Below are 23,786 nucleotides of genomic sequence, written 5' to 3'. Positions count from 1 at the left end.
TCCAGAGGACCCTATATCACTCCAATAAGCTCATCTGAGATCGTTAGCGTTGTTAAGTTATCGGAGGAATACTCCCATCCAATCCTACGCCTTGTAAAAAGGGTTCCACCCTTGGCCTTTGCCCGATGGCATCGCGCCTGGCACACCGTCCGCTTCAAGTAGCGGACGGACAACTAACTTCACAGGCCACGCCTCGCTCTCGAAGATCACGCGCTCCAGCGTGGACCGATCCGTCTCGGGAAGCTGCACCTTGTGCAACGCTTCCCGCCAGGCTTGCTCCGTGATCTCCCAGAACTTCGTTTCCGGGATGTTGTACACTTCGCTCATCGCCTCCATGATCGCAGCCAGATTCACCTGCGTTCCAAGGGACTGCACATAAAAAACCAGCTTCTGAATCGTCTCATTATAGAGACTGTTCGAATAACCCGGACGAATATGATATCCCGGATCAGCAATTCCGTGCTTGTCCAGATACGGTTGATGCAAACGCACAGAGTCATGATCCCGGAATAATAGTCCCTTCACCTGATTATGCTCTAACACCAGACAGCAGTTCTGACCATGAATCTCCGGTACAACCCCCACCTTGAACAAACGCATCACGATATCATAGAATGTAGTCGCAATTTGATTGTAGAACTCCAGAACATCTTCTACACTCAGGTTCCTGCCCATGATTTCGGTGAGCAGATGGTGCCCATCCAGATTTACGCCGAGTGCAGCCATCGGCACAATTTTGTAGGCATCATCCAACAATTCGGCGGGATAGACACGAATTTGTGCTGCCAGATGTCTCGGGTGATCGTCGAACAATCCCATGGACTCCGGCATGAAGCCCCACCAGTTCTGCTCCTCACACATGTATACTTTGTCTTTCAATGTCTCGTCGCAAGCCACTGCCTGCCTTAACATCTTCTCTCCCACAAGTCCATTCAGCAGCTTAACAACCGGAAGATATCGCGCGGCACCGAGCGACAGCACACTAACGGGCAACTTGAGCATGAGTGCAGACTCAGCCGCTTGAGCCATCGACCGCAGAGATGACGTAGCAAATACATCTCCGATCTGCACATCCAGCACCACAATGCTGCCTTCTACGATTTCTTTCGTAAATCGCGGCAAAATGATGTGTTCCAGCTGCCAAGGATGCACGGGCATAGGCAAGTACTCGTCCATCGACAAACCTCTGCGAGAGCATTCAGCCTGAACTTCCTCTCGCTGAGCATCATACAGCATATCCAGAATTGACAAGCCGTCTTCACAACCTTGTTGCACAGCATCCCGCTTGATCGCTACCCAGCGCAATCGAATCTCCTTACCGAACTCGGCTGCGTATACCTTAACATCTTCGGCGCTGAATCCAACCTTCGCTTTGGAGGAAGGATGGAACGGGCGATCCCGAAGCGCAGCAATACGCTCACTTTTCACAAACCATTCATATGCGGACTTCGGATGATAAGCAGACAACGTCTGAACCTGATCCCAGCCAAGTTCGTACTGTTCTACAGCCAGGTCCAAACTTGCCAGAAAATCTGCCACACCCGGCTGCTTAAATTCATCTTCGGATAATACCCGTTGTAATACCGCCCGCCCCACGGCCGCCGGAGTATCCAGCATCGTCCAGCTTCCATCCGATTGTTGCTGATAGATCGGTGATCCCTGAACCCACTGAATGCCTTGCCTTACTCCGTTTTCAACCAGACAAAGTACTCCTTCGGTATGCAAACCCAGACTGAAAGGTAGCGTAACTGCGGACGTATCCTGAGCACTAGCATGATCCTCAGTAGAGTTACTCTCACTGAAATTATCCAGCGTAAAGTTATACTCATTGGAGTTATACCCACTCTTGTTCTGCTCATCGACAATGTGACCATGTACATGTTTCTTCGCGCTACCCTTTTCCCATTGAGCAAACCGCTGATATAACTGTCGAAGCTGTGCAGGTGCATTAGCAAAATCAACAAAACGGTGACCTTGCAGTGGAAGTAACTGCTCAGCGAGCAGGCTATTCATCAGATCGGACATCACCTGCTGTTCAGCAGTTTGCCGACTGGAACGTTGCATTAACGTTGACATGTTCATCACCCTCCATCAAATAGTGGAATGCCGGGTGCGGATGCCCCAGAAAATCATGATGCGAGATCGTCCAGGCGTACGCACCGGATTTTTCGAACACAATCACATCGCCGACTCTTAAACAATCAATCTCTGCATCGGAGTACATCCGATCCTTCGGCGTACATAATTCACCTACAATATGGGCTCGCTCTCCCCGCACCTCGGGTCTTGTAAACTCATGCTCCCATCGATCCGTATATACAATGTGGAAAGGATGATTATGTCCCCATGACGCAGGCAGCCGATGATGATGTGTACCTCCCCTTAAAATGACAAACATCTGTCCGTGCGAACGTTTAATATCCGTTACCTCGGTTGCATAATAACCGTGATCTGCCACTAACAAGCGACCTGATTCAAAAAACAACTCTCCACCTCGGGTAGCCAGACGATTTCTAGCTTCACTCTGCTGCAAAAGCGTGGTAAACAACGACCAGTCAAAGCCCGGACTCCCGTCATATGTCACACCAAAGCCTCCGCCTGCATTGACAAAGTCTACCTGCAAGTTATACTGCTGTTGCCAGCGCTCCACCTTTTGCAAATATAGCTCGATCATCTCGGCATGTAGCCTTGCGTCCATATTGTTCGACAGGGAGTGGAAATGGAATCCGCATAACCGAACCGCACCCGCGCCTTCCACACGAATCAGTTCAATCGCTTCGTCCACCGACTCTTCATCAATACCAAAAGGACTAGGGCCGCCACCCATAACAATTTTGGTCCGTGGCAAGGTGTTACTTCTCAAATTGATGCGGAGCAACACACGCACCTCGGGCTTCTGTTGCCCTCTCTCTTTGGCAATCGCAATGATACGGCGCAACTCCAGCAGGCTCTCTACATGGATATAACTCACGTTATGCTCGATCGCCAGCTTCAGCTCGCTCTCCTTCTTACCCGGGCCGCCAAACAGGATTGGAACTTCCTGGCTCACCGCCCGAACCTTGAGCAGCTCGCCAATAGATGCCACCTCGAAACCCTTCACCAATGGAAGTAGCGCTTCAATAATGCGTGGATCGGGATTGGCTTTGATAGCATAAAATAACTTCGTATTCCATGGCATCGTTTGCAACATACCACGTACCTGCTCCTGCATACCTGCCAGATCGTAAATGTACGCGCAGATCGGTTCATTATTTTCGCGTTGGATCACATCTAAGGCTTGCTGTACACTGGTTTTCATAACTGTCCACCTGCGCTTCCATAGTCATTCCGCTTTTGGGCGTAGGCCCGAAATGCCGTATTCCGGTCATCTCCAAGCACATAGATGTGCACACCACGCTCACGCCATACCGCCATATCTTCCATTCCTCGGGTGACTGTTGCATAAGGTACGCCGAATTGTTGCGCGTTCTCGTACAATACACCTAGTGCTTCTCTCACATCCGGGTGGTTGGTCTGCCAAGGCACACCAAGTGATTGTGATAAGTCCGCTGCACCTTCCAGCACAAAGCTCACCTGCGGATGAGATAAAATCTCCGAGCTCTGACGCACGCCTTTCACACTTTCAATCATCGGTACGATCATCACCTGCGAGTTGGCTTCCGTAATGTACTCCGTTAGCGGAAATTTACCGAATACACCTGGACGTCCACTGTTAAGACTACGCATACCCAATGGATGGTAATATGCATGATGTACGGCTTCTTTCACTTGCGAGAGCGTCTCCACATGAGGGATCACGATCCCCTGTGCCCCGCAGTCCAGTACCTTTAGAATTTCCGTGCGCTCGACCTTCGCAATACGTACAAGTGGTGTAATACCAACCAGTTCGGCGGCTCTTATCATCTCTTCTACCGATTCCATCGACGTTGCCGTATGCTCCAGATCAATGATGACAAAATCATAGTTGGCATGACCAATCATCTCGATGATGATCGGATGTGGAATAGATACAAATAAGCCGAATACCTGCTGTTTGCGAGCAATCTTTTCCTGAAGTGTATTTTTCCTCATCGGTTTGTTGCCTTCTGTTCGTCTTCATCCTTCTGTTCAAGCATATCCTTGGCTAACCGGAGTGGATTGTTTGTTTTGCGGAAATATAATTCCCCATCCCCATACAAACGCCGCTTCGTCATCTCTTCAATCAGGGCATCCTCTGCCAAAAGGTTAAACATATCAAACCGCTCCGCATACTCGGGATGTTGCTGCTGATAACCCATAATCACTCCGGCACACAGTTGCCAAAAGGCTTCTTCGGACAAACCATATGGCTCCAGTGATAGCGCAATATCCGTCATGCAGATAAAAAAGAACGCATCGTACGTATAATCACGAACCTCCGACACATCACCAGCATAGATGAACGAATATCGATTGAATTTGCGATGAGTTTCCGGTTCAGGATGCAGCTTCGGTGCACGTTCCGGGTGTAGTAGCTGATCCGGGACATAACGAACGCCATCATGTAAATCTTTCAGGATGATGCGTTTCGGCAACTCATTTTCCAACACCAAAATGATATTCTGGGCATGGCATTCAAACGCAATTCCGTGCGCATACAAAAGATGAATAACAGGCAGTGTAAGTGTATGCACCAAGGCCTCTGCCCATAGCTGAACCCCATGTCGCTCGATCGCCTCCTGAATAAAAGGAACCCCGTTTCGTTGCACCAGCATAAGAGCATTCAGTGGCCAAGCCGTCTCGCCCTCATTCAGGTGAACGGATACATTCTCCCGCCAGATCGCTCCCAGAGTGCCGTAAGCGCGGCCGTACTGCGTAACAGGTAATTGTTCATAACGGAACGAAAGACCCATGATTTCTTTTAAAATGGCAAACTGCTCCCGCTGTAACACCTCATCCTCGCGTACCAGTTGATCCAGCCAGTCACTAATCAGGGGGGCGTTTTGCGTCGTATGTTGGGCAAGAATACGTGTGCTAGATGTGTTCGTAATACTTAAAGCCAGCTTGATGTAAGGTGCTTCTGGGTTTTCACGATTCGAGAGGGAACGAATGGATTGTTGCGCACGATAGGCTGAGGCCGAAGCCCCCAGATATATGATGTCTCCATCCATTAGTTGTTTGGCAAATATGGATTCGATCGCGTGCTCCCACTGCCACGGATGAATCGGAATGAATACGTAAGCATCCATATGTAAGGAAGCCGTTTTGTCTGAAATCACTTGACGGAATTGCTGCAAATCCTCTTTGGTCAGATGCTGTTCCAGCAGTGCTGTCAGTTCATATCCATCGGATGTAGCCGCTTGAGCCAATTCTTTTCTCACCGCAACCCAAACGAGTGGAACGTCGGCATTGAACTCGGGGCCGTAGGCGAGATTGTCTTTCAGCGAGAATCCCAACCTGGACTTGTAGCTCGGATGATACAGATGACCATCAGTCATATGACTTTCCAGCGCATCGTAGTGACGATCCTCTGCCGGAATGCGAAGAGGCAACAAAGCCCGGCACTGACTGTCTTTAGCCATCGTTTCTTGCAATTCCTGAACAAATGCCGTCAGTTTCGCACCCTGCAAACGATTCAGTACCATCTCTTCCAAAAACATATCCAGATCCGTGCAGACCACGCCTTCGCGCTTGATCGACCCGGCCTTCACCTTCACCCGCGCAAATGAAAACTTCTGCTCTGCATCACACGAATACACCACGGATTCACCAGTTGCAGTAACACCGCAGGTCGACCACTCACTCCCGTTCACCTGACGATCCAAAATACCCTCAAACCACATCGCTTCCAGCGCCTGGCGTATGATTCGCTCCTGAACTTCCACGTACACAGGGACTGCGTTGTCATTTGGCATTCTACGTCCTTTACCCGCTATGTTTGGTTGATGTGATTCATTTGATTGGGGTGATTCGTGTGATTCATTAGGTTCGTTTTGTTCTTTTTTTCCGCTTCGTTCACTCGTGCTGTTAATCTTATTTGTTCCACTTGTTCCGCTTATTTCAGTTGTCTCTGTTTTTAACATTTCTGCTGGTTTACTTTCCTTCTTCTCTTCTGCCTCATTGCCGATTTCCACGAATCTCACGTGCTTCACTCCCTAAACGTTTCATGACGTTACCTACCGGCACATAAGCCGGAGTTTGACTAATGCCCGTGAGACAACTCACCAGATTTTGTTTGGCCAGAAAAGCGTCTGCAGTCAGCAGATGCTCCACATAAGCGTTACCTGTTCGTGCTAATTCTTTCTGAAGCACCTCACGCACCTGCATCCAGAAGTATTCCTCCGATACGTTCACATCCCGAGCCAATACATGAATTAACGATCCCAGATGGTTCACGATAAAATAATACGAGGTTCGCGCCCATGCCTTCTCACGCGAATAACGTAACAGCTCGGACACTTTTGAACTTAGAATCTCCCTCTGCTCATGCCGCTGCCATCCATCCACTAGCTGCTCATCTACACTGACCCCTTCCAGATCACGTACGATAAAAGCAACCGGCATGCCCTGCTCCAGCGTCACTAACGTATTCTGCAAATGGGCTTCAAAATGAATGCCTTTCTCTCCAGCCGCCCGCACAAGCGGCAACAGTGAACAGTCCAAGTATCGTGACAGCCACTGCTCTACCTTGTCACGATCAACGATATCGGCATCATCCTGTCTACCACACAGCATGGTCACTAAGCGGGAGGGTGCTCCTGGCAACGGCGACTCCACCAGACTGGACAATACATAGGTACTCGCAACGTCGAACTCAATCGGACGATAAGCAACGGTGAATAGTCGGGTAAGTTCTTCGTCCTCAAACTTACATGTCGCTACACCTGTCTCATATGCGATATGGGTACAAGGCTCCGCTTCGAAACAGCCCTGTTGCCACACATAGTTGGACGCATCCAGTGTCCGCCGCATCTGCTCGGCACTATTGGTGCGAATCATATTCGTAATCTGCATATGCAGCGACAGCTTGATGTTGCAGTTCCAGTCCGGAATGTATACTGTACGTACGGAAGAAGTCGGATAGGCAAGGGGCCCTGCCTGGCCGAGCAATAATATCTTTTCTTCAACGATATAGGACTGCACCTCGTCCAGACCGGAGATATACGCATACTGCCACGGATGGATTGGCACAATCCCATACATGGCCAGCTTTTCTTTGGAGACAGACCATTCATGGCTTCCCAGAAGCTGATGCAGATCCATTTTGTCTGCATGTTGTACCCATTCCTCTGTATACACATCCTGCCTTACGGCGATGTAACAGAGCTGAAATGAGGTTCGAAGTTCTGGACTGTATCGCTGTACATCCGTGGCAGTAAAACCTTTGGAGTTTTTCGGAAAAGGATGAAACGGGTGACCGTACAGCAGGGATTGTTCAGAGGTAATATAGTCATATATCTCGAGATCGGACGCCTGCTCCATGTACAAGGTCATGTTAGCCACACTGTTCTCCACTTTTTGAGTAAATTCACGAACGCGTTCGGCTCCCCGACCTTGATCTCCACTAATTTCAGAAGCGATCCAGCGTACCAGATCCCGGCTATGCACGGCTTGTCCATTCCAGTTCATGCTGAGATATTCATGCTCCCCCATCGCCGAGTAGTAGGATAGCAACCCCATCACGCTTACACGGCTGGTTGGAAAAGCAATCGTATACGTCAGCGTATCCGGGTTAAGCTGCATATGTTCAGCTTTTTTCGGCCCAAGCTCACGGATATAACAGTTCAGTAGCAACTTGCAGGAATGCTCATCGGCCTGTTGCTCCGCCTTGGACCGGAGTTTGTTTTCCATTTTGAACAATGAAGCCAACCTTCTTTCGAGTTATAAGTAAGACTAGAGGTAACGTCAGCAGAATGGCACAACCAAGACCTACGCATATTTCTTTAACGGCTCCCCATTTCGCTAACTCAATCGATCTTCCATGTTCGGCGAGCCATTGCCAGCGCATATCGTAATACAGCGTCATGCCCATGACTGCAAACGATGAAGCCAGTCGTTCAATCGTTGTGGACAGCACCGATCCTTCATGCATGTCTTCCTCAGGTAATGCCTGCAGTCCAATTGCAGAAATGCTCATACCGGACAGGCCTACGCCAATGCCCCGGCACGCCATGAGCACCCCGATGATCCATATGGACGCCTCCATGGGCAGAAAGGCAAACGTCAGAATAGATATCGATACCAGCAATGTGCCCCAAGCAATAAACTGAAGTGACCGCCCGCGATCCAGCAAGTTTCCTCCGACCCACATGAACAGACTCGTGGAGATGGAGAGCGGAATGAACAAGACACCGGAAAGCGCCGGAGACAACTGAAATACCTCCTGAAAAAGCAGGGGAAGCGCAAAAATCACGCCAAACATGACACAATCCTGGATCGTGGAGATCAGAACGGTAAGAGGAAATACACCTTTTCTCCGCAGTAACGAATAACGGATCAGCGGTTCATCACGTGTATTTTCAACCTGGATAAAGCGAACAAGTAACACCACACCAAGGGCAATTATTGCCCAGGGTATCCATGGCGCTACTCCCGGGCTGGCGTACACCTGTACGCCCAGACTGAGTGCCCCCACTGCGCTAACAAGCCGCATCACACTGGATGGATGCCACTTTTTCCTGCGAGCAGGTGTGTAGGCTTGAATCACTCGTCCACAGCCGATCAATGAAAAAACAGCCAAGGGTACATTCAGCCAGAACAGCATCTCCAGCCTTCCATACTGAATGATAAATCCGCCAAGGGTCGGTCCAGCCGCAGGAGCTAGCATCAGCAGCAGTCCCCATGCACCCGTAATGCGTCCTCGAACCTCCGGGCCGTAGACATCGAACAGCAACACAAGGGATAAAGGAATCATCAGGCCAGCTGCCACACCATGCATGAACCTTACAAGTAGCAATACTTCAATATAGGAATGGAGCAATGCTCCGAGCACCGAAAATACCCCATAGATGCAAATACCGAGCATATAAGTCCGCTTACGTCCCAGCCGATCTACGACCAGGGAAGCCAGCGGCATCGTTAATGTCATGGCGAGCATATACAGGGCAATGATCCAGCCGCCCGCCGTGGCGGAAATGTCATAATATTCGATAAAATACGGAAGCAGCAGGTTAAAGGCACTGTTGGTAAGCACAAGCGTGAAGGCTCCCAGCAGAATGGCAAGTAAAACCGCATGCCGCCGAAGCAGTGATACACTCAGCATAAAGCTGCCGTTATTGCAATGGCTTCCGATACCGATTGTTCAAAGATCGCCAGTACCTCGCCTGCTTCCTTCTCCGTAATATTCAGCGGCGGCAAGAAACGCACAACCGCAGAATGACGTCCGCCGACTTCCACAATGAGTCCATTACGGAAACATTGCTGCTGAATGACAGACGCTAGTTCACCGTGCTGTAGAAAATGTCCAAGACGGTCCTTGCCCCCTTGCGGGTTAACCACTTCAACACCGATCATTAGCCCGCGGCCACGAACATCGCCAATTTCGGCAAAACGGCTTTTCATCGCCTGTAACCTTGCCATGAACTGCTCACTACGCAGATGCACGTTCTGCATCACATTCTGCTCCCGAATATAACGGAGCGTGGCTAGACCTGCTGCCATGGCCAGCTGATTGCCACGAAATGTGCCCGTATGCGCACCGGGTTTCCACTGATCCAGCTCCTCCTTATAGATCACAACCGACATGGGAAGACTGCCACCTACGGCTTTGGAGCAAATAATGACATCAGGCACAATGCCCGCATGTTCAAACGAAAACATCCGCCCCGTACGTGCAATGCCAGTCTGCACTTCGTCAATAATGAGCGGAATATTTCGTTCCGCAGTAATTCGGCGTAACTCTTTCAGCCACCCAATATCTGCAGGAATCGCTCCACCCTCGCCCTGTACCGTTTCTACGATCACTCCGCACGGTGCAGCTATTCCGCTCTCGCAATCATCCAGTAAATTCTCGATATACTGTGCACTTAATCGGGCGGTCATGCCTTCACCAACCCCAAACGGACAACGATATTCATAAGGAAATGGCAAGAAATGTACATCCGGCAGGAGACTTTGCAGGTTTTTCTTTTTACTCAAATTGCCGCTCATGGACATCGTCGCTTGGGTTGAACCGTGATATCCACCTTGGAAAGCCAGAATGGACTTCCCGCCTGTGGCATGCTTAACCAGTTTAATTGCGGCCTCGACCGCATCCGCCCCCGTTGGACCGCAGAACTGGATTTTGGATGTATCCCGCATCTCTTCGGGCAGTAAAGAGAATATCTCTTGCATAAACGAAAGCTTAAGTGGTGTCGCCAAATCGAGTGTATGTAATGGAATCTGCTGATCCAGAACATCCCGAATAGCACCAATGACTGATTCATGGTTATGTCCAAGCGCGAGTGTCCCCGCACCTGCCAAGCAATCGTAATACTCACGGCCTTCCGTATCCGTGATCTTGATGCCTTGAGCTTTGCTGATGACGAGCGGGAAATGCCGTGGGTACGCTCGTGCGTTGGACTCCTTTTCGTTCTGAAGCTTCAGGTATTCCGTCTGAACCTCTACTGACATAACTCTCTAACGCTCCTTATCATCGATTCAGGCCCAATTGCCTGTACATTCGTTATTGAATAATGCTAAGCGCTAACTCTGACTGAGATATTCCAGATACTGCCGAACAACGTCTCGTGTCGTGCCGCCATGTGGATATACATGGTGAGTGAGATCTGGCAAGGCGTTGACCTCCAGAATACCGCCCTGTTCGGTTGTAATAGGTACTCGAATGTCCTTACAGCGAACATCGATACCTGCAACGTCAATCTGGAGCGCTCGGGCTGCCTGTATCATCATGCGGGTATTCTCCGGGTGAATGTCATCCGTACAATCCCTGTAAAATTCACTGATCTTTCCGGCCGCCGAATTACGGAGGTCATACAGTTCAATCTCCCGATCCACAGGAGACACGTCATTCAAAGCAAGTCCTTGCTTACGCAATGTATCCAGCAGATGAGTATTGTCTAGGTCAATCGCGGGGAAAGCTTCGTACATACCGATCTCTGTGTCCTGCATGCGGTTCCGGTTCAGCATTTCAATCCGTTCACGGACAGACGAACTGCCGTTACCCGTCACATACACAGGACGGTATTGGTTAACCGCCGCTACCTGTTCGTTGATAATTAACACCCGGTAGTCGGTTCCAATGACATATTGTTGTAGCAGAATGCTACTGCCATATTGGGTTGCGAGATGAATTGCCGCTTCCAACTCAGTAGCGGTGCGTACATCCAGCGTAACCCCCTGACTGCTGCTCGAATCCAGCGGTTTGACTACGATGGAACTGTATTGATGAAGGAAAACTTCGGCCTCTTCTCCCATGGCCGCTACAACGATATGAGGAGGAACTGGCATCCCCTGTTCATGCAGGATCCGATTACATGCCTGTTTATTCTTGGCAAGCAGTCCAGCGATCAGCGGTAGCCGGTGAGTTCTCGTTTTGTTAATGATGATCTGTTTGTGCTCCAAGGACAGTTTTAGAAAATCCTCACAACCATCCACTAGCAACTCGCAGCCAATCCCCATCTCTCTTGCTTTGTTCAGAATCAGCCGATTTTGTAGATTCTCAAAACCTTCTGGAAATACGGAACATTTGGAACGAAGTAAATTCATATCCGACCTTCCTATCGGTTGATTTTATTGATAATGATTATCAGTATCACACAAAATCTATTTTATGGTAATTATTCACCCGTTGTCAATATGAAACTTTTAAGGAAAAAATATCTTTATTTCAGAAGGGTATTGGCATTGTAATCGTAGAGTATTGGCATACTTAGGCATAACAAACAAGGCAAGCTATGGAGTTTCCAAATCCTCTGCTTGCCTGTTTCGTTATCCCCATGACAATAAATTGATGGTACTGAGGAATAATTTTGGGGGTGGATGGCCGTAAGAACATGACGTATACGCCTGTGTCCATGATGCTATAAGAATCGTATCATTTGCCAAAAAAGGCAAAGCAAACGTACCGATTCAGCATTGCGGGTATTTTTGACCAACAGGTGCCTCGAAGCTCTTGTTTATCAAGCCATCTGTGTATAACGTTGCTGCGTTTCATGCAGCTTCCTGCCTCTTCCGTGCGGGATACAGGTGGGTGTACCGAATAACGGATCTACAGCAATGTCACACTCCATCTGAAAAACGTTTCGTACGAGATCACGAGTAATAATATCCTCCGGTTTGCCCTCTGCGTAGATGGACTTGTTGTGCACTGCAACGATATGATGTGCGTATCGACAAGCCAGATTCAGGTCGTGAAGCACCATCACGATGGTACGCCCTTCCCGTTCATTTAATTCAAACAGCAGATCCAGAATATCAATCTGATGTGTCATATCCAGATACGTTGTAGGCTCGTCCAGCAGCAATGTTTCTGTACCTTGTGCCAAGGTCATCGCGATCCATGCGCGTTGACGCTGACCACCGGATAACGCATCAACAGGACGATCTGCAAGTTCTGTCAGATGTGTGGATGCAAGAGCCAGTTCAACCATGCGCTCATCCTCACGCGACCATTGTTTAAGCCATGTCTGATGAGGATAGCGTCCTTGGCGAACCAGCTGATTCACGGTCAAACCTTCCGGTGCCGTCGGTCCTTGGGGCAGAATAGACATGCGTCTTGAGATTTCTTTGGTGGGTAGCTTTGCAATCTCCTCACCATCCAGTAGCACAGTGCCTGAGCTGGACTTCAGCAGTCTTGCCATCGTACGTAGCAGCGTCGATTTGCCGCAACCGTTACTGCCGATCAGGACTGTAATCTCTCCCTTCGGAATGGTCAGGTTCAGGTTTTCAATAATCGGATCTGCTCCATAGGAGATGGTAAGCTCCTTGGCTTCCAGAATACTCACGGCTCTCTCCTCCTCAATAATGGTTTCGATTCTTAAATAATAGATACAGAAAAAACGGTGCTCCAATACCTGCGGTAAATACGCCTGCAGGGATATCCAGCGGCAGAAATACTGTTCGGGCAATGAGATCGGCTGTACATACCAATAAAGCACCTACAAAGCCGGATACCAGCAGCAAACTGCCAAACATCCGCCCTACCAGTTTTCGTGCAATATGAGGAGCAATTAAACCCACAAAGCCAATCGTACCTGCGACAGACACCGCAATCCCGGCGAGAAGCACACTGCATAATAACAAGGCAGATCGATGCCACTGCACCGTAACGCCAAGCCCTGTGGCAAGGTCATCTCCGAACTCCTGTGCATTCAAACTGCGACCAAACCACATGGCGAGGGGCAGGACGATGATAATCACAGGTAATATCGTCCGAATATCTGTCCATGTGGCTCCATAGATGCTGCCAGTTAGCCAGATATAAGCCTGACTTGCTGTATAGAACGGGCTTAAAATCAACATAAAGGTCGTGCCAGCGCCCGTTATAGCCGATACGCCTATACCGATCAGCACCAGCCGGATCGGACTGACTCCTTTTTTCCAGGCCAAGATATAAATGATGAATGCTGTGACCATCGCACCCATGACCGCAAAGAGTGGTAGCAATTTAATGCTTACGGCTCCACCCAGTAATGTTACAAATCCTACAGCTGCCACTGCAGCACCACCAGTTATACCGATGACATCAGGTGAGGCAAGTGGATTACGGATAATTCCCTGGAGCAGTGCACCCGACATTCCCAGTGCGGCCCCGACAAACAGAGATAACAACACACGTGGAAGCCTGAGTGTCAGCACGACGAAATCATGCTCTCCTTCATTCAGTCCAAAGATGGTGCGAAGGACGTCCAGTGGAGAAATAAAGTCACTGCCTAAGCTTGTTCCGACTACCCCTGCTACCAGAAACAGAAGGACACATACAGCGATAACCATCACGGACTTACGTTCCACTTGAATGGAAACAGTATCTTTTTTATTCCGATACGTCAGCATCTTCCTCATATCTTCGTCACCCCCTTCCGGGCGATATAGATGAAGAAGGGTCCGCCGATTAATGCCGTCATTACACCCAGTGGAACTTCCTGCGGCATAATGACAAGCCTTGCTACGACATCAGCTGACATTAGCAATATCGCTCCACCCAAGAAGCAATACGGGACAAGCCAGCGGTAGTCATTACCAACAAATGCACGCATGATATGTGGTACGACCAGACCCACCAAACCTATGGAACCGGCAACTGCTACAGAACCACCCGCGAGTACTACCGTAACGATTCCCATCATCACTTTGACCAGTAGTACGTTCTGCCCCATCCCTTTTGCAATGTCATCCCCTGTTAATAACAAATTGACAGCTCTCCCCATGAATAACGACACCACTGCGGCTACCGCCATATAAGGTAAAACGGGATACAGCATTTCTAGTGTTCGCCCACTTACCGAACCGGCAAGCCAGAACAGAACATCCTGCAGTCCCGTGCCGTCTAGAACAAGAATCGCTTGCGTAAAAGAGGCAAACAAGGCTGAAATAGCGGTACCCGCTAATACAATTTTGATTGGCGTCAGACCATCACGCCCCAGTGAACCCAAACCATATACAATAGCTGCCGAGATTGCCGCTCCGGCAAATCCAAACCACATCATCGTGGTTAACGAAGACACGGACAATACGACAATAGCAATAACAATAAAGAAAATTGCACCTGCGTTGATCCCGAACACACTCGGGGAAGCCAGCGGATTACGCGTCAGTGCCTGCATCAGTCCGCCTGCAACAGCCAAACTTGCCCCTACAACAGCCGCAATAATGGTGCGTGGTAAGCGTTCTGTCAGAAGCACCACATGCTCTACTGATGTTTCATCATAGGACTGAACCGCATCCCACAACATATGAAACGTAATCGGGGTGCGTCCCAGAATCATGCTGGCGGTTGCAGCGAGCAACATAAGAATGAACAACCCAAGCAACCCGTATATTTTGGCACTCGCCTTGGTAAAAAGGGGAAACATACTCTCACTCTTTCATCTATGAAGTGAAACAGGACCTGCCTGCCCATACACTTTGCTAACGAAAGTTCTGGTGCATGGCGGATCCTGATCCGGTTATTATTTATTCAGGTTGAACAGCTTGTATAGATCGTCCAGCATCATGTTGGCTGATGTATATCCGCCTGCCATGTTCCAGGCTACCTCATCGACCTGGTACAATTGATTGTTTTTCACAGCATCAAGGTTTTTCCAGAGCGGACTGCTCGTCCAATCTTTATAATTTTTCTCGATCGCAGCCGTATCCGTACCTGAATTGAAATTAAAAATCATGTCTGCATTCATATCCGGAATGGCCTCTTTGGATGTCAGTTCAACACCCCATTTATCTGCATCATGGCCCGCTGGTCTTGTAAATCCAAGTTCCTTCAGAATTTTACCTGCATAACCCATGTAGAAAATACGAACCTGATCTGCTCTGAAGTTAGTAATGGTTGCTTCAATTGGCAGACGGTCACCCATTTTCTCTTTGAAATCCGCTACGCGTGTCTCCCAATCGGCAAGTAGCTTATTCGATTCCTCTGTTTTGTTCATTGCTTCCCCGACCATCTTCAATGTTTCTTTCCAATCGAACAGCGTTTCGGTCACGACCGTTGGTGCGATCTGGGACAGCTGATCATAGATTTCTTCATCTCTGATTTTGGTAGCAATAATAAGATCGGGCTTCAACTTGTTGATTTCTTCCAGATTCGGCTGGGATTCCTGACCTACTTGCGGTACGCCATCCAGATCTTTACGCAGATATTCATATACCGGCTGCTGCACCCATGATTCCACGACACCTGCCGGTTTCACGCCAAGTGCAACAACGACATCATTCGCACCTTGGAACAGTGTCACGATTCGTTGCGGAGTTCCCGTGATTTTTGTTTCCCCCATGGCATGTTTGATTACCCGAGTCTCGTCTGTAGCTTTGACCGCTTGATCTCCATCCGTGCTACCTTCAGCACTTTTACCACTTGTTGCTGAGCTTGCTGTATTGGTTGTACCCGCACTTCCCCCTGAAGCACAGCCAGCCAGCAGCGAAATCATAAGAATAAGTGCTGCATAAATATATACCTTTTTGCTGAATCGAAACATGGAACCCGTCTCCCCTTTTCACTCTAAATGATATTGAATCTCATTATCAATTGTATTGTAATGGAGTTGGGTGATTTAGACAAGCACTTATTTGGAAAAATATTTACGATTCATATCCAGCTTCATTTATTCTATAAACGCCGCTATAAAAGCAAATTTCAGGTGAATACATATAATATAAATCAATATTATCCAACGTTGGTGTAACCACTTATGTCAATTGTCACCTACTTCTTCTGGGCCAAATACAACTTGAACTATTCTTCTATTTCATGATGTGACGGTATACAAGTAAATTAATATTTATACATAAAAGTCTTATATTTATGAATAATTTGACCGTACTTTGTACTTTTCGTACTTAGAGTCGGCTCATATAACTCATCATTTATTCCTAAATTATTCCTGTAAATGAAACTCTTCTTATGTTAGATTATCCCTTGGAATAAAATCACATATAGAGACAGGGGACGGACATTATGAAAAAAAATTGGATTCTTTCGATCCTGATGAGTATGGCGTTGATCGGCGGCATAGTTCTTCCAACAGGGCATTACGCTGCGGCAGCAGACAATTCCACTGTGATTTCGGACGAGGTAAACACGGAAGAGACAATCAACCAGGAAGAACAGGAACTTACGGCGGATGACCAAGATTTTCTGGATTATTTAGATGCATTGGAAGCAGCGGCTGTTTATGAAACGAAAGCTATAAACGCCATAGGCGGAAACACATACATCACCTCTGCCAATCGCAAATCTTTCTTTTTGACGTTAAACAACACAGCTATCCCGAATTACACAAAGTATGTTTCCATGCTGAAGCAGATCAAACCGGAGAATACGGAGTTGAAAAAAATCCATGACAAATTGATTAGAGGCAGCTACGCACAACTGGAAGGTTATCAGTTGTTCAAAAAGGCCGTGTCTAAAACAACAATAAATCGTACGTTCCTCAAGCAGGGCAATGACAAGGTTGCTGCGGGTAAGAAGAGCATCGAGCAGTACCTCAAAGAAGTGAAGACATACGGAGAACAACTGGGATTCCAGATGTAGTATACTCGGCTCCATAATTAATTGATAATTAAGGAAAAAAAGTGTTTTCTTTTGCAAAAATAATTCGTATAATAACCGTATAATCAAAAGGCTATGCTGCCGAAAGGTACAACCTCGTGAACATGAGAGGTTGTGCCTTTTTTGCGTTTTCTACGCGTTTTTCACGGCATTCTCTAGCCCTATTTTGCATTTAACCATGTGCCAAGGAGTGATATCTATGATTTTAGAAGCCATTTATCATCGTCCCAAACTGAACTGGTCTTATGCGTATAATCGAACAACCATGCATCTTCGCTTGCGGTCCAAACGGGGAGATTTGGATGCCGTCATTGCGATTACAGGGGATAAATATGCCTGGGATCGGACAATCACACATATTCCTATGCAAATTTTCGCCCGGGACGAAATGTTTGATTACTGGGAAGCCGAGACATCTCCGCCTTACCGCAGACTTCGTTATGCCTTTCAGCTAATCCAGGGGGAAGATTCTGTGTGGATGACAGAGCGAGGATTTGAACAGGCACTGCCGGATCATCCGCTGGAAATGTTTGATTTTCCATTCATGAATCCGGTTGATATTTTTGAACCGCCTGCCTGGGTTAAAGATGCTGTATTTTATCAAATTTTCCCCGAACGTTTTGCGAATGGCGACCCATCTCTAACGCCAGCAAATGCTGAGTCTTGGGGCGGTACGCCTACACCTACCAATTTCTTTGGCGGAGACCTGCAAGGTGTGATGGACCATCTGGATCATCTTCATAAACTCGGGATCACAGCCATCTATTTCTGTCCATTGTTCGAGGCCACGACCAACCATAAATACAATACCGCGGATTATTTGAAAGTTGATCCTCAGTTTGGCACGAATGAACAATTGAGAATGCTAGTGGACGCATGTCATGCTCGTGGTATACGAGTTGTTCTGGATGCTGTATTTAACCATTCGGGAAGAGAGTTTCCTCCTTTTGTCGACGTCATGAAAAACGGTGCGACTTCCCCTTATGCGGACTGGTTCTACATCAAGGATTGGCCGCCACGGGTCGAGGATGGCATTCCAACCTACGAAACCTTTGCCTTTGAGCAGCTCATGCCGAAGCTCAACACGGAGCACCCGGATGTCAAAGCGTACCTGCTTGAGGTTGCACGCTACTGGATAGAGGAGATGGATATTGACGGTTGGCGACTGGATGTGGCCAATGAGGTGGATCACCAGTTCTGGCGTGAATTCCGTCAGACGGTCAAAGCGATCAAGCCCGATGCTTATCTGCTCGGTGAAATCTGGCATGATTCATTAATGTGGCTGCAAGGCGACCAGTTCGATGCAGTCATGAACTACCCTTTTACCAACTCCGTACTGGATTATGCCGTGCACGGCAAGCTGGATGGACTCGGATTCGCCAACGAGATTGGCAAACTGCTTGCTGCGTACTCCCAACCCGTTACCGAAGCAGCGTTTAACCTGCTGGGCAGCCACGATACGCCGCGGTTACTGACGTTATGTGATGGCGATATACGCAAAATGAAATTGGCTGTCACGTTGCTTTTCTCCTATCCGGGTGCGCCTTGCGTCTATTATGGAGATGAGGTCGGACTGGACGGTGGATATGACCCGGGTTGCCGCAAATGTATGGAGTGGGACGTGGGCAAACAGAACCGGGAACTGCTTGAATTTTTCATCCATACGATTGAGGTACGGAAGAAACATCCAGCTTTGCGCAGCGCGGGGTTAAAGATTATGTATGCCGAAGCAGGTGATCCTTGCCTTGCTATGGAACGTGTGGATTCGGAGACGGGAGAACGTATGGTACTGGTGATCAATGCCAGTGATGAGCCTCGTAAACTGGAGCTTGGATGGGGAGATCATAACGTATGGCGTGACTTGTATACTGCGGCTTCGGTTGAGGCAAGACAGAACAAGTTGACCTTGGAGCTCGGCGCATACGGCTTCTCTTTGTTGCAATGTGAGGCGAAACAGCCAGCAGAAGCATGATTTTGGTAAAGGGTAAAATTCCGAAGGGCTGAACGTGAATAACGTCCGGCCCTTTTTTGTATAAAAAGCACACCCTTACGTCTGATGCAACGTCTCTCCTGTATGAACAAAAAAAACGCACATCCCTTCGGATTTATGCGTTCTCCAGTTCATAGATTGTATTGGATTCATCAGTCCGATCATCCTCTGATTAAGCGGTTACGCATGATCCGGCGGCGATCATACCGGCTTTCTGACCTTTTTCATACGGGAGCTGACGAGTGCTTCTTCTGTGATCACAATTTTCTGCGGAATTTTGTATGCAGGCAGTTTGTCTTGGCAATAAGTCCATATAGCCCTGCGAAGCTCTTTCAGTGAACTAGGATTAGCGAGTCGCACTGTCGCTTTCACCTGCTGGCCTGTTATCCCGCTCACTTCTCCCGTAACTACCGCCGCTTCAATGCCATCCATCTCTTCAAGCACACTCTCCACTTCAGCAGGGTACACCTTCCAGCCACCTACGTTAATAATCTCGGAACGCCGACCCAGAATGCGGATATATCCCTCCACCACCACTGCCTCATCTCCCGTTCGCAACCAACCGTCTTCTGTAAAAGGAGACGGAGCATTCAGGTAACCCATCATCGCCGTTGCGGTATAAATCTGCAACTCTCCATCTACAACGCGACACTTCACCTCGTCATCCTGAATGGAAAATAACAGCGAACCCGGTTCTTTAGAACGTGTTGGTAAAATCCCCAATTCGGACATGCCGTAAGCTTGAATCGTCCTGATCCTCGGAAAGCGCCGGGTCCAGGCTTCCAAAACCGACTCAGGCATTACTTCCGAGCCATAAGAGACCACTTCCAGGCTGGAAAGGTCGTAATGCTCATCTTGTTTTCCCAAAAGCAGCAGATTCATAAAAGTCGGGGATACGGGCAGCGCCTGTACACGATGTTTCTGAATGGTATGGCACACTTCCTCCGGAGTACGATTCGCCACAATACACAGACACCCGCCGCTGGATAGCGATTGTAGCATGGTGTTCACCCCGCCGATGTGGTCAAACATCATGAAGGGGATAGTACGCAGTGGACGCACCTGCCGCCGAAAGGCCTGTAACAACCGGTCTGCCCGGTGAACCGTCGCCTTACTTACTCCCGTCGAGCCTGAGGAGAACAGAACTAATCCGCCCACCTGCTCCAGTCGCAATTCAGTCAAAATGGACGGCATCGCTTCTTCTTCATGAGTCTCGCGTATCTGTCTCACCAAAAGTGTGCCTGCATCTACCCCCAGACGCACGGCTACATGTGCCAGCTTTACGTACTCGTCCCGTTTCGCTTCGACCAAATTACGATCGATCGGAAGCACGATGCACCCTGCTCCAAGCAATGCCAGCATTGCCGATGCTGCATAGGGAGAGTAGTCCTCTTCCAATGTGACAACTTGCCCCGATATCCCCTCTCTCTCGATCCATTCTCCCATGAGAAAAATCTGACGAACCAGCCAGTCGTAACTGTACTCTTGATCCTCCCAAATAAACGCCGGGTGCTGCCCGTGAGCCGCAAAGCGCTCTAGCAAAAAAACGATCATCTCACCCCCTCCCCATCACTGCCCAAGGTCTGCTGCTGTGCAAGATAATTCACCAGCGAGCCTACCGTCTGATACGGGCTTTCCGGCAAGGAAGCAGCAGCAATCTCGGCGAGAGCGTTCCCCAGGCCTCTTCCCCAATGCTCTTCAATGCCCTGCTCTACCACAGCCAGTAAAGACACCAGTTCCAGTGAATTCAGTCGTCCATCCCGACCATACAGTGGTGCATTACCGCCCTCATCCAAGGCAATGAATGTGTTATGATACGCATTCAGCTCCCGGCAGCTATCCAGTACAATGCGTAGCAGAGCTGCCTTGTGTTCATTTTCGTTGTCTATATCTGTTTGGGATTGCCGCGGATATGTGGAAGCTTGAGGCAGTGCTTTTCTTAACGACGAATACCAGTTGTATTCATCTGCGGCTAGCTCTCGCACTACGCCTGACAACTGAGCTTGCCACCCTTCACGCTGCTTCATCCTTGCCACCTGAAGCAAGCTATTGGCCTTTTCCCATCGGAGAATGATGTTCTCATATTCCTTGGCGTACTGATCAAGCGGCGCACCCAGCCACCCAGCAGACTCCTTGAGCACATCCCGGAAATAATATCGACTCCACCGCATATCAAAAAGCAGATTCGATATTCGGGCTTCGCTCTCTGCATTCCCTCCTGCATTTCCTTCCAGTGCATCGATCAGACTGGTAGAGACAGCATGTCCAAAATAAAAACGCCGTGCTCCCTCCATGATCGTTCTACCTGTCAAAAATTCATGCACCTGAGTAGTCAATGCCTGGGCCAGCATCTCCCGGTAACCCTGCGAATCCAGCAGGACTTTGGCCTGAATATCCGTTGTTCCGTAGGTTCGCAGCGTCTCCTTCCGTTTAACCTCCGCAAGTTCAGGGATCGTCTGATGCCCTCTCCAAAAATCATGGAAAGCTGCATGCTCCACCTTGCCTTTAAACTTGTAAAACACAGGGTCGTAGACATACATATGGTCTTCATCCATGCCATACACGGCAAGCCAATGATCCATCAGGTAATGCCGTGATCCTTGTTTGACATGTTTGTTAATATACTCGGGATTGTGATAGTCGTCGCAATAAGGCAGATGATAGCTGGTGCCTGTGGCCAAAAAAAGTCGACCCGTTTCAAGCTGCCGCCGAATCTCTATTTTTCCTTCCTCAAAGTTACACAGCTCCCGCTGCTCATTAATCTTCCAGATCGGTTCCTCATAATCCAGCTTGTGAAAATAAGTCTTCACGAAGCCGTTATCTTCGCATGATGGCAGCGTATATAATCGGCTGGCAGCCAGCATGGCAAGACTTGAAACGGAGCCCTGCCGTTCAAGCACTTCATGAATCAAGGGGAAATTGCATGGATAATAGTAAGGGATGTCCAGTGTTGGAGCGAAGGAATGGATTATCATTTGAGGGAGCCTCCTATTTCTACTTTGGCAGATGCACTGCCCCAAGCCTGAATATGATAGTGGAGAGACATGTCTTCGGTTGCACGAAATACGCGATTGGCTATGGGATTACCTTCCTGATCCGTCTCGAATTGCCGGAAACCACGGGTAAAACGGAAAGAGAAGCCACTGTCTCGCGGAAGATGATAACAGCCTTCATAGTGACCATCACCTGCATGCGTAAGCTTCATGCCCATCCCGCCGTAGATGAATTCTTCCCATGGCTCCGATGACCTGAAAGTTGGTGAAAGCTTTGCCTGCATACAGACCTGTACAACGGGGGTTAGTTCAGATATAACCCGGTAATCTCGTGTAGCCGTTAAATCACCCGATTCCAGCGTAATCGTAGCACTCCCTATGGCCTGAGGAATCAGCGTACCGTCTGCAAGAACCTGAAGAACTTCGGGACGACTTGAAACATACTCTCCGCTTAGCAAGGTCTGACTCAGACCGTTATCACACTGGAACCGCGCCTGAACTCTTACCTGCATTCCACCTTCTAGTCCGATGACATCTCTGCCATACAGCTCTAATGAAGTCGGTTGTCCTTCTTGGCCGAACATGTACAACAGGGGGAATTGCACACGTGCTCCCCAATCCGCTTCCTGATGGCAAGCGTCTGCCTGTTCGAAGTAAGCCAGCTTTTTTGCATCCGCTCCCCGTTCCAGCATCTTCTGTACAACCCTTCTCACCTGTTCAGGCAAGAACAGTCCTTCGGTGTCTCCAATATCCACCCACATGTTCACTTCCGGAATGGTATCCGGCAGTCGGTACAGGTTTTTCTCCCGTAGTCCATTCTCAGCTTGTTCATCCAATTGTGCATCCACAAAGTACGGAGACATCATGATCAGCTTGCCAAACACATCTGGATGACGCATCCCGATATGCAAGGTGCATAATGCAGCTGCCGAGGAACCGAGTAATCCCGTATTATCTCTATCTCTCTTTGTCCGGTATCGCTGATCAATCATCGGCTTAAGCTCATCAATAATAAATTGCTCGTATTCCATTCCAGAGCCTCCTATGCCGATTGCTTCCTGCTCAGCATCAACGTAGTGATAGAACTCGTTGCGGGTAACCGGACGAACGTGGGCAATGGCAACAATAATGATGGGTTCAATCCGGCCAGCAGAGATGAGTTCATCTGCTGCCAGGTCAAGTTGCCACGTTTCGTTTCCCGGACTGGATGGCCCAAAAGCCCGCTGTCCTGCATGAACGTACAACACTGGGTAATGCCGTTTAATCTGCTCCTCGTAACCTGACGGAAGATATACGTAAATGTTTCTCTTATTGCCGAGCTGCGATGCCTGAATGTTTTTCAGACACGCTATAACCGATCCTGTGCTCACTGCCATCAACCGCCTCTCTCTTCCTTTTCCCTCAGGACAAACTAACTAAGCAAACCTCCCCCGGATTGTGCTGTGAATCCTAGGTGACAACAAACAACCCCGCCTCAGGAGAGACGGGGTTGTCCCGGATAGGTCAGTTGAATTACATGCTGATCCGGAAAGCATAGCCCTTAATTTGATTGAATCTGCGAATAGTTTAAATCGAGCGGGATACTTTTGTAAATATAAAAATAGAAAAAAAACACTCATAAAAAAGTTATTGACATAAAAACCAA

General features: G+C 48.7%; 17 protein-coding genes. 2 read left to right on the top strand and 15 right to left on the bottom strand.

Annotated elements, in window-relative coordinates:
* Nucleotides 1–84 precede the first annotated feature (84 nt).
* From BLQ13_RS07045 to BLQ13_RS06990, 12 genes are all read right to left on the bottom strand, one after another.
* Nucleotides 85–2,076, bottom strand: coding sequence for an IucA/IucC family protein (locus BLQ13_RS07045; protein ID WP_244159243.1), 1,992 nt, complete (start codon nucleotides 2,074–2,076; stop codon nucleotides 85–87).
* Nucleotides 2,036–3,298 (bottom strand): type III PLP-dependent enzyme, encoded by a 1,263-nt coding sequence (locus BLQ13_RS07040; RefSeq protein ID WP_090917525.1) that lies wholly within the window; start codon nucleotides 3,296–3,298, stop codon nucleotides 2,036–2,038. The genes BLQ13_RS07045 and BLQ13_RS07040 overlap by 41 nt, the downstream gene beginning before the upstream one ends.
* The gene (locus BLQ13_RS07035; RefSeq protein ID WP_090917523.1) at nucleotides 3,295–4,071 is read right to left on the bottom strand and encodes an HpcH/HpaI aldolase family protein; all 777 of its coding nucleotides are present in this window, start codon (nucleotides 4,069–4,071) and stop codon (nucleotides 3,295–3,297) included. The genes BLQ13_RS07040 and BLQ13_RS07035 overlap by 4 nt, the downstream gene beginning before the upstream one ends.
* Nucleotides 4,068–6,101: an IucA/IucC family protein gene (locus tag BLQ13_RS07030; protein WP_244159242.1), complete on the bottom strand. Its 2,034-nt coding sequence runs from the start codon at nucleotides 6,099–6,101 to the stop codon at nucleotides 4,068–4,070. The genes BLQ13_RS07035 and BLQ13_RS07030 overlap by 4 nt, the downstream gene beginning before the upstream one ends.
* Entirely contained in the window at nucleotides 6,076–7,809 is a 1,734-nt protein-coding gene (locus tag BLQ13_RS07025; RefSeq protein ID WP_244159249.1) for an IucA/IucC family protein, read from the bottom strand. The genes BLQ13_RS07030 and BLQ13_RS07025 overlap by 26 nt, the downstream gene beginning before the upstream one ends.
* Nucleotides 7,766–9,220, bottom strand: a complete 1,455-nt coding sequence (locus tag BLQ13_RS07020) for an MFS transporter (RefSeq protein WP_090917519.1) — start codon at nucleotides 9,218–9,220, stop codon at nucleotides 7,766–7,768. Before BLQ13_RS07020 ends, BLQ13_RS07025 begins: the two co-directional genes overlap by 44 nt.
* Entirely contained in the window at nucleotides 9,214–10,569 is a 1,356-nt protein-coding gene (locus BLQ13_RS07015; RefSeq protein WP_090917517.1) for a diaminobutyrate--2-oxoglutarate transaminase, read from the bottom strand. Before BLQ13_RS07015 ends, BLQ13_RS07020 begins: the two co-directional genes overlap by 7 nt.
* Nucleotides 10,570–10,641: 72 nt before the next feature.
* Complete coding sequence (locus BLQ13_RS07010; protein ID WP_090917515.1) at nucleotides 10,642–11,664, bottom strand: ATP-grasp domain-containing protein; 1,023 nt, start codon at nucleotides 11,662–11,664, stop codon at nucleotides 10,642–10,644.
* Nucleotides 11,665–12,077: 413 nt separating this feature from the next.
* Nucleotides 12,078–12,902 carry an ABC transporter ATP-binding protein gene (locus BLQ13_RS07005; protein WP_090917513.1) on the bottom strand — a complete coding sequence of 275 codons (825 nt, stop codon included), beginning with the start codon at nucleotides 12,900–12,902 and terminating at the stop codon, nucleotides 12,078–12,080.
* Nucleotides 12,903–12,915: 13 nt separating this feature from the next.
* Nucleotides 12,916–13,959, bottom strand: coding sequence for a FecCD family ABC transporter permease (locus BLQ13_RS07000; RefSeq protein ID WP_090917510.1), 1,044 nt, complete (start codon nucleotides 13,957–13,959; stop codon nucleotides 12,916–12,918).
* A complete protein-coding gene (locus BLQ13_RS06995) occupies nucleotides 13,956–14,969 on the bottom strand; it encodes a FecCD family ABC transporter permease (RefSeq protein ID WP_090917508.1) in 1,014 nt (337 codons plus the stop codon). Before BLQ13_RS06995 ends, BLQ13_RS07000 begins: the two co-directional genes overlap by 4 nt.
* Nucleotides 14,970–15,065: 96 nt before the next feature.
* Complete coding sequence (locus BLQ13_RS06990) at nucleotides 15,066–16,085, bottom strand: ABC transporter substrate-binding protein (protein ID WP_090917506.1); 1,020 nt, start codon at nucleotides 16,083–16,085, stop codon at nucleotides 15,066–15,068.
* Between the two features lie 479 nt (nucleotides 16,086–16,564).
* Between BLQ13_RS06990 and BLQ13_RS06985 the strand changes: the two genes are divergently transcribed.
* Nucleotides 16,565–17,140: a hypothetical protein gene (locus tag BLQ13_RS06985; protein ID WP_090917504.1), complete on the top strand. Its 576-nt coding sequence runs from the start codon at nucleotides 16,565–16,567 to the stop codon at nucleotides 17,138–17,140.
* Nucleotides 17,141–17,357: 217 nt separating this feature from the next.
* Nucleotides 17,358–19,130 (top strand): glycoside hydrolase family 13 protein, encoded by a 1,773-nt coding sequence (locus BLQ13_RS06980; protein ID WP_090917502.1) that lies wholly within the window; start codon nucleotides 17,358–17,360, stop codon nucleotides 19,128–19,130.
* A gap of 219 nt (nucleotides 19,131–19,349) precedes the next feature.
* Here BLQ13_RS06980 and BLQ13_RS06975 read toward each other — a convergent pair whose 3' ends face one another.
* The 3 genes from BLQ13_RS06975 to BLQ13_RS06965 are packed head-to-tail and all read right to left on the bottom strand — an operon-like array spanning nucleotide 19,350 to nucleotide 23,517.
* Nucleotides 19,350–20,702, bottom strand: coding sequence for a class I adenylate-forming enzyme family protein (locus tag BLQ13_RS06975; protein WP_090917499.1), 1,353 nt, complete (start codon nucleotides 20,700–20,702; stop codon nucleotides 19,350–19,352).
* A complete protein-coding gene (locus tag BLQ13_RS06970; protein WP_090917497.1) occupies nucleotides 20,699–22,123 on the bottom strand; it encodes a cysteine peptidase family C39 domain-containing protein in 1,425 nt (474 codons plus the stop codon). The genes BLQ13_RS06975 and BLQ13_RS06970 overlap by 4 nt, the downstream gene beginning before the upstream one ends.
* Nucleotides 22,120–23,517 (bottom strand): alpha/beta hydrolase, encoded by a 1,398-nt coding sequence (locus tag BLQ13_RS06965; RefSeq protein ID WP_244159241.1) that lies wholly within the window; start codon nucleotides 23,515–23,517, stop codon nucleotides 22,120–22,122. Before BLQ13_RS06965 ends, BLQ13_RS06970 begins: the two co-directional genes overlap by 4 nt.
* Nucleotides 23,518–23,786: the final 269 nt, after the last annotated feature.

It is taken from the genome of Paenibacillus polysaccharolyticus (genome assembly GCF_900102085.1).
GTDB classification, from domain to species: domain Bacteria; phylum Bacillota; class Bacilli; order Paenibacillales; family Paenibacillaceae; genus Paenibacillus; species Paenibacillus polysaccharolyticus.
This window is presented reverse-complemented; position numbering and strand designations above follow the sequence as displayed.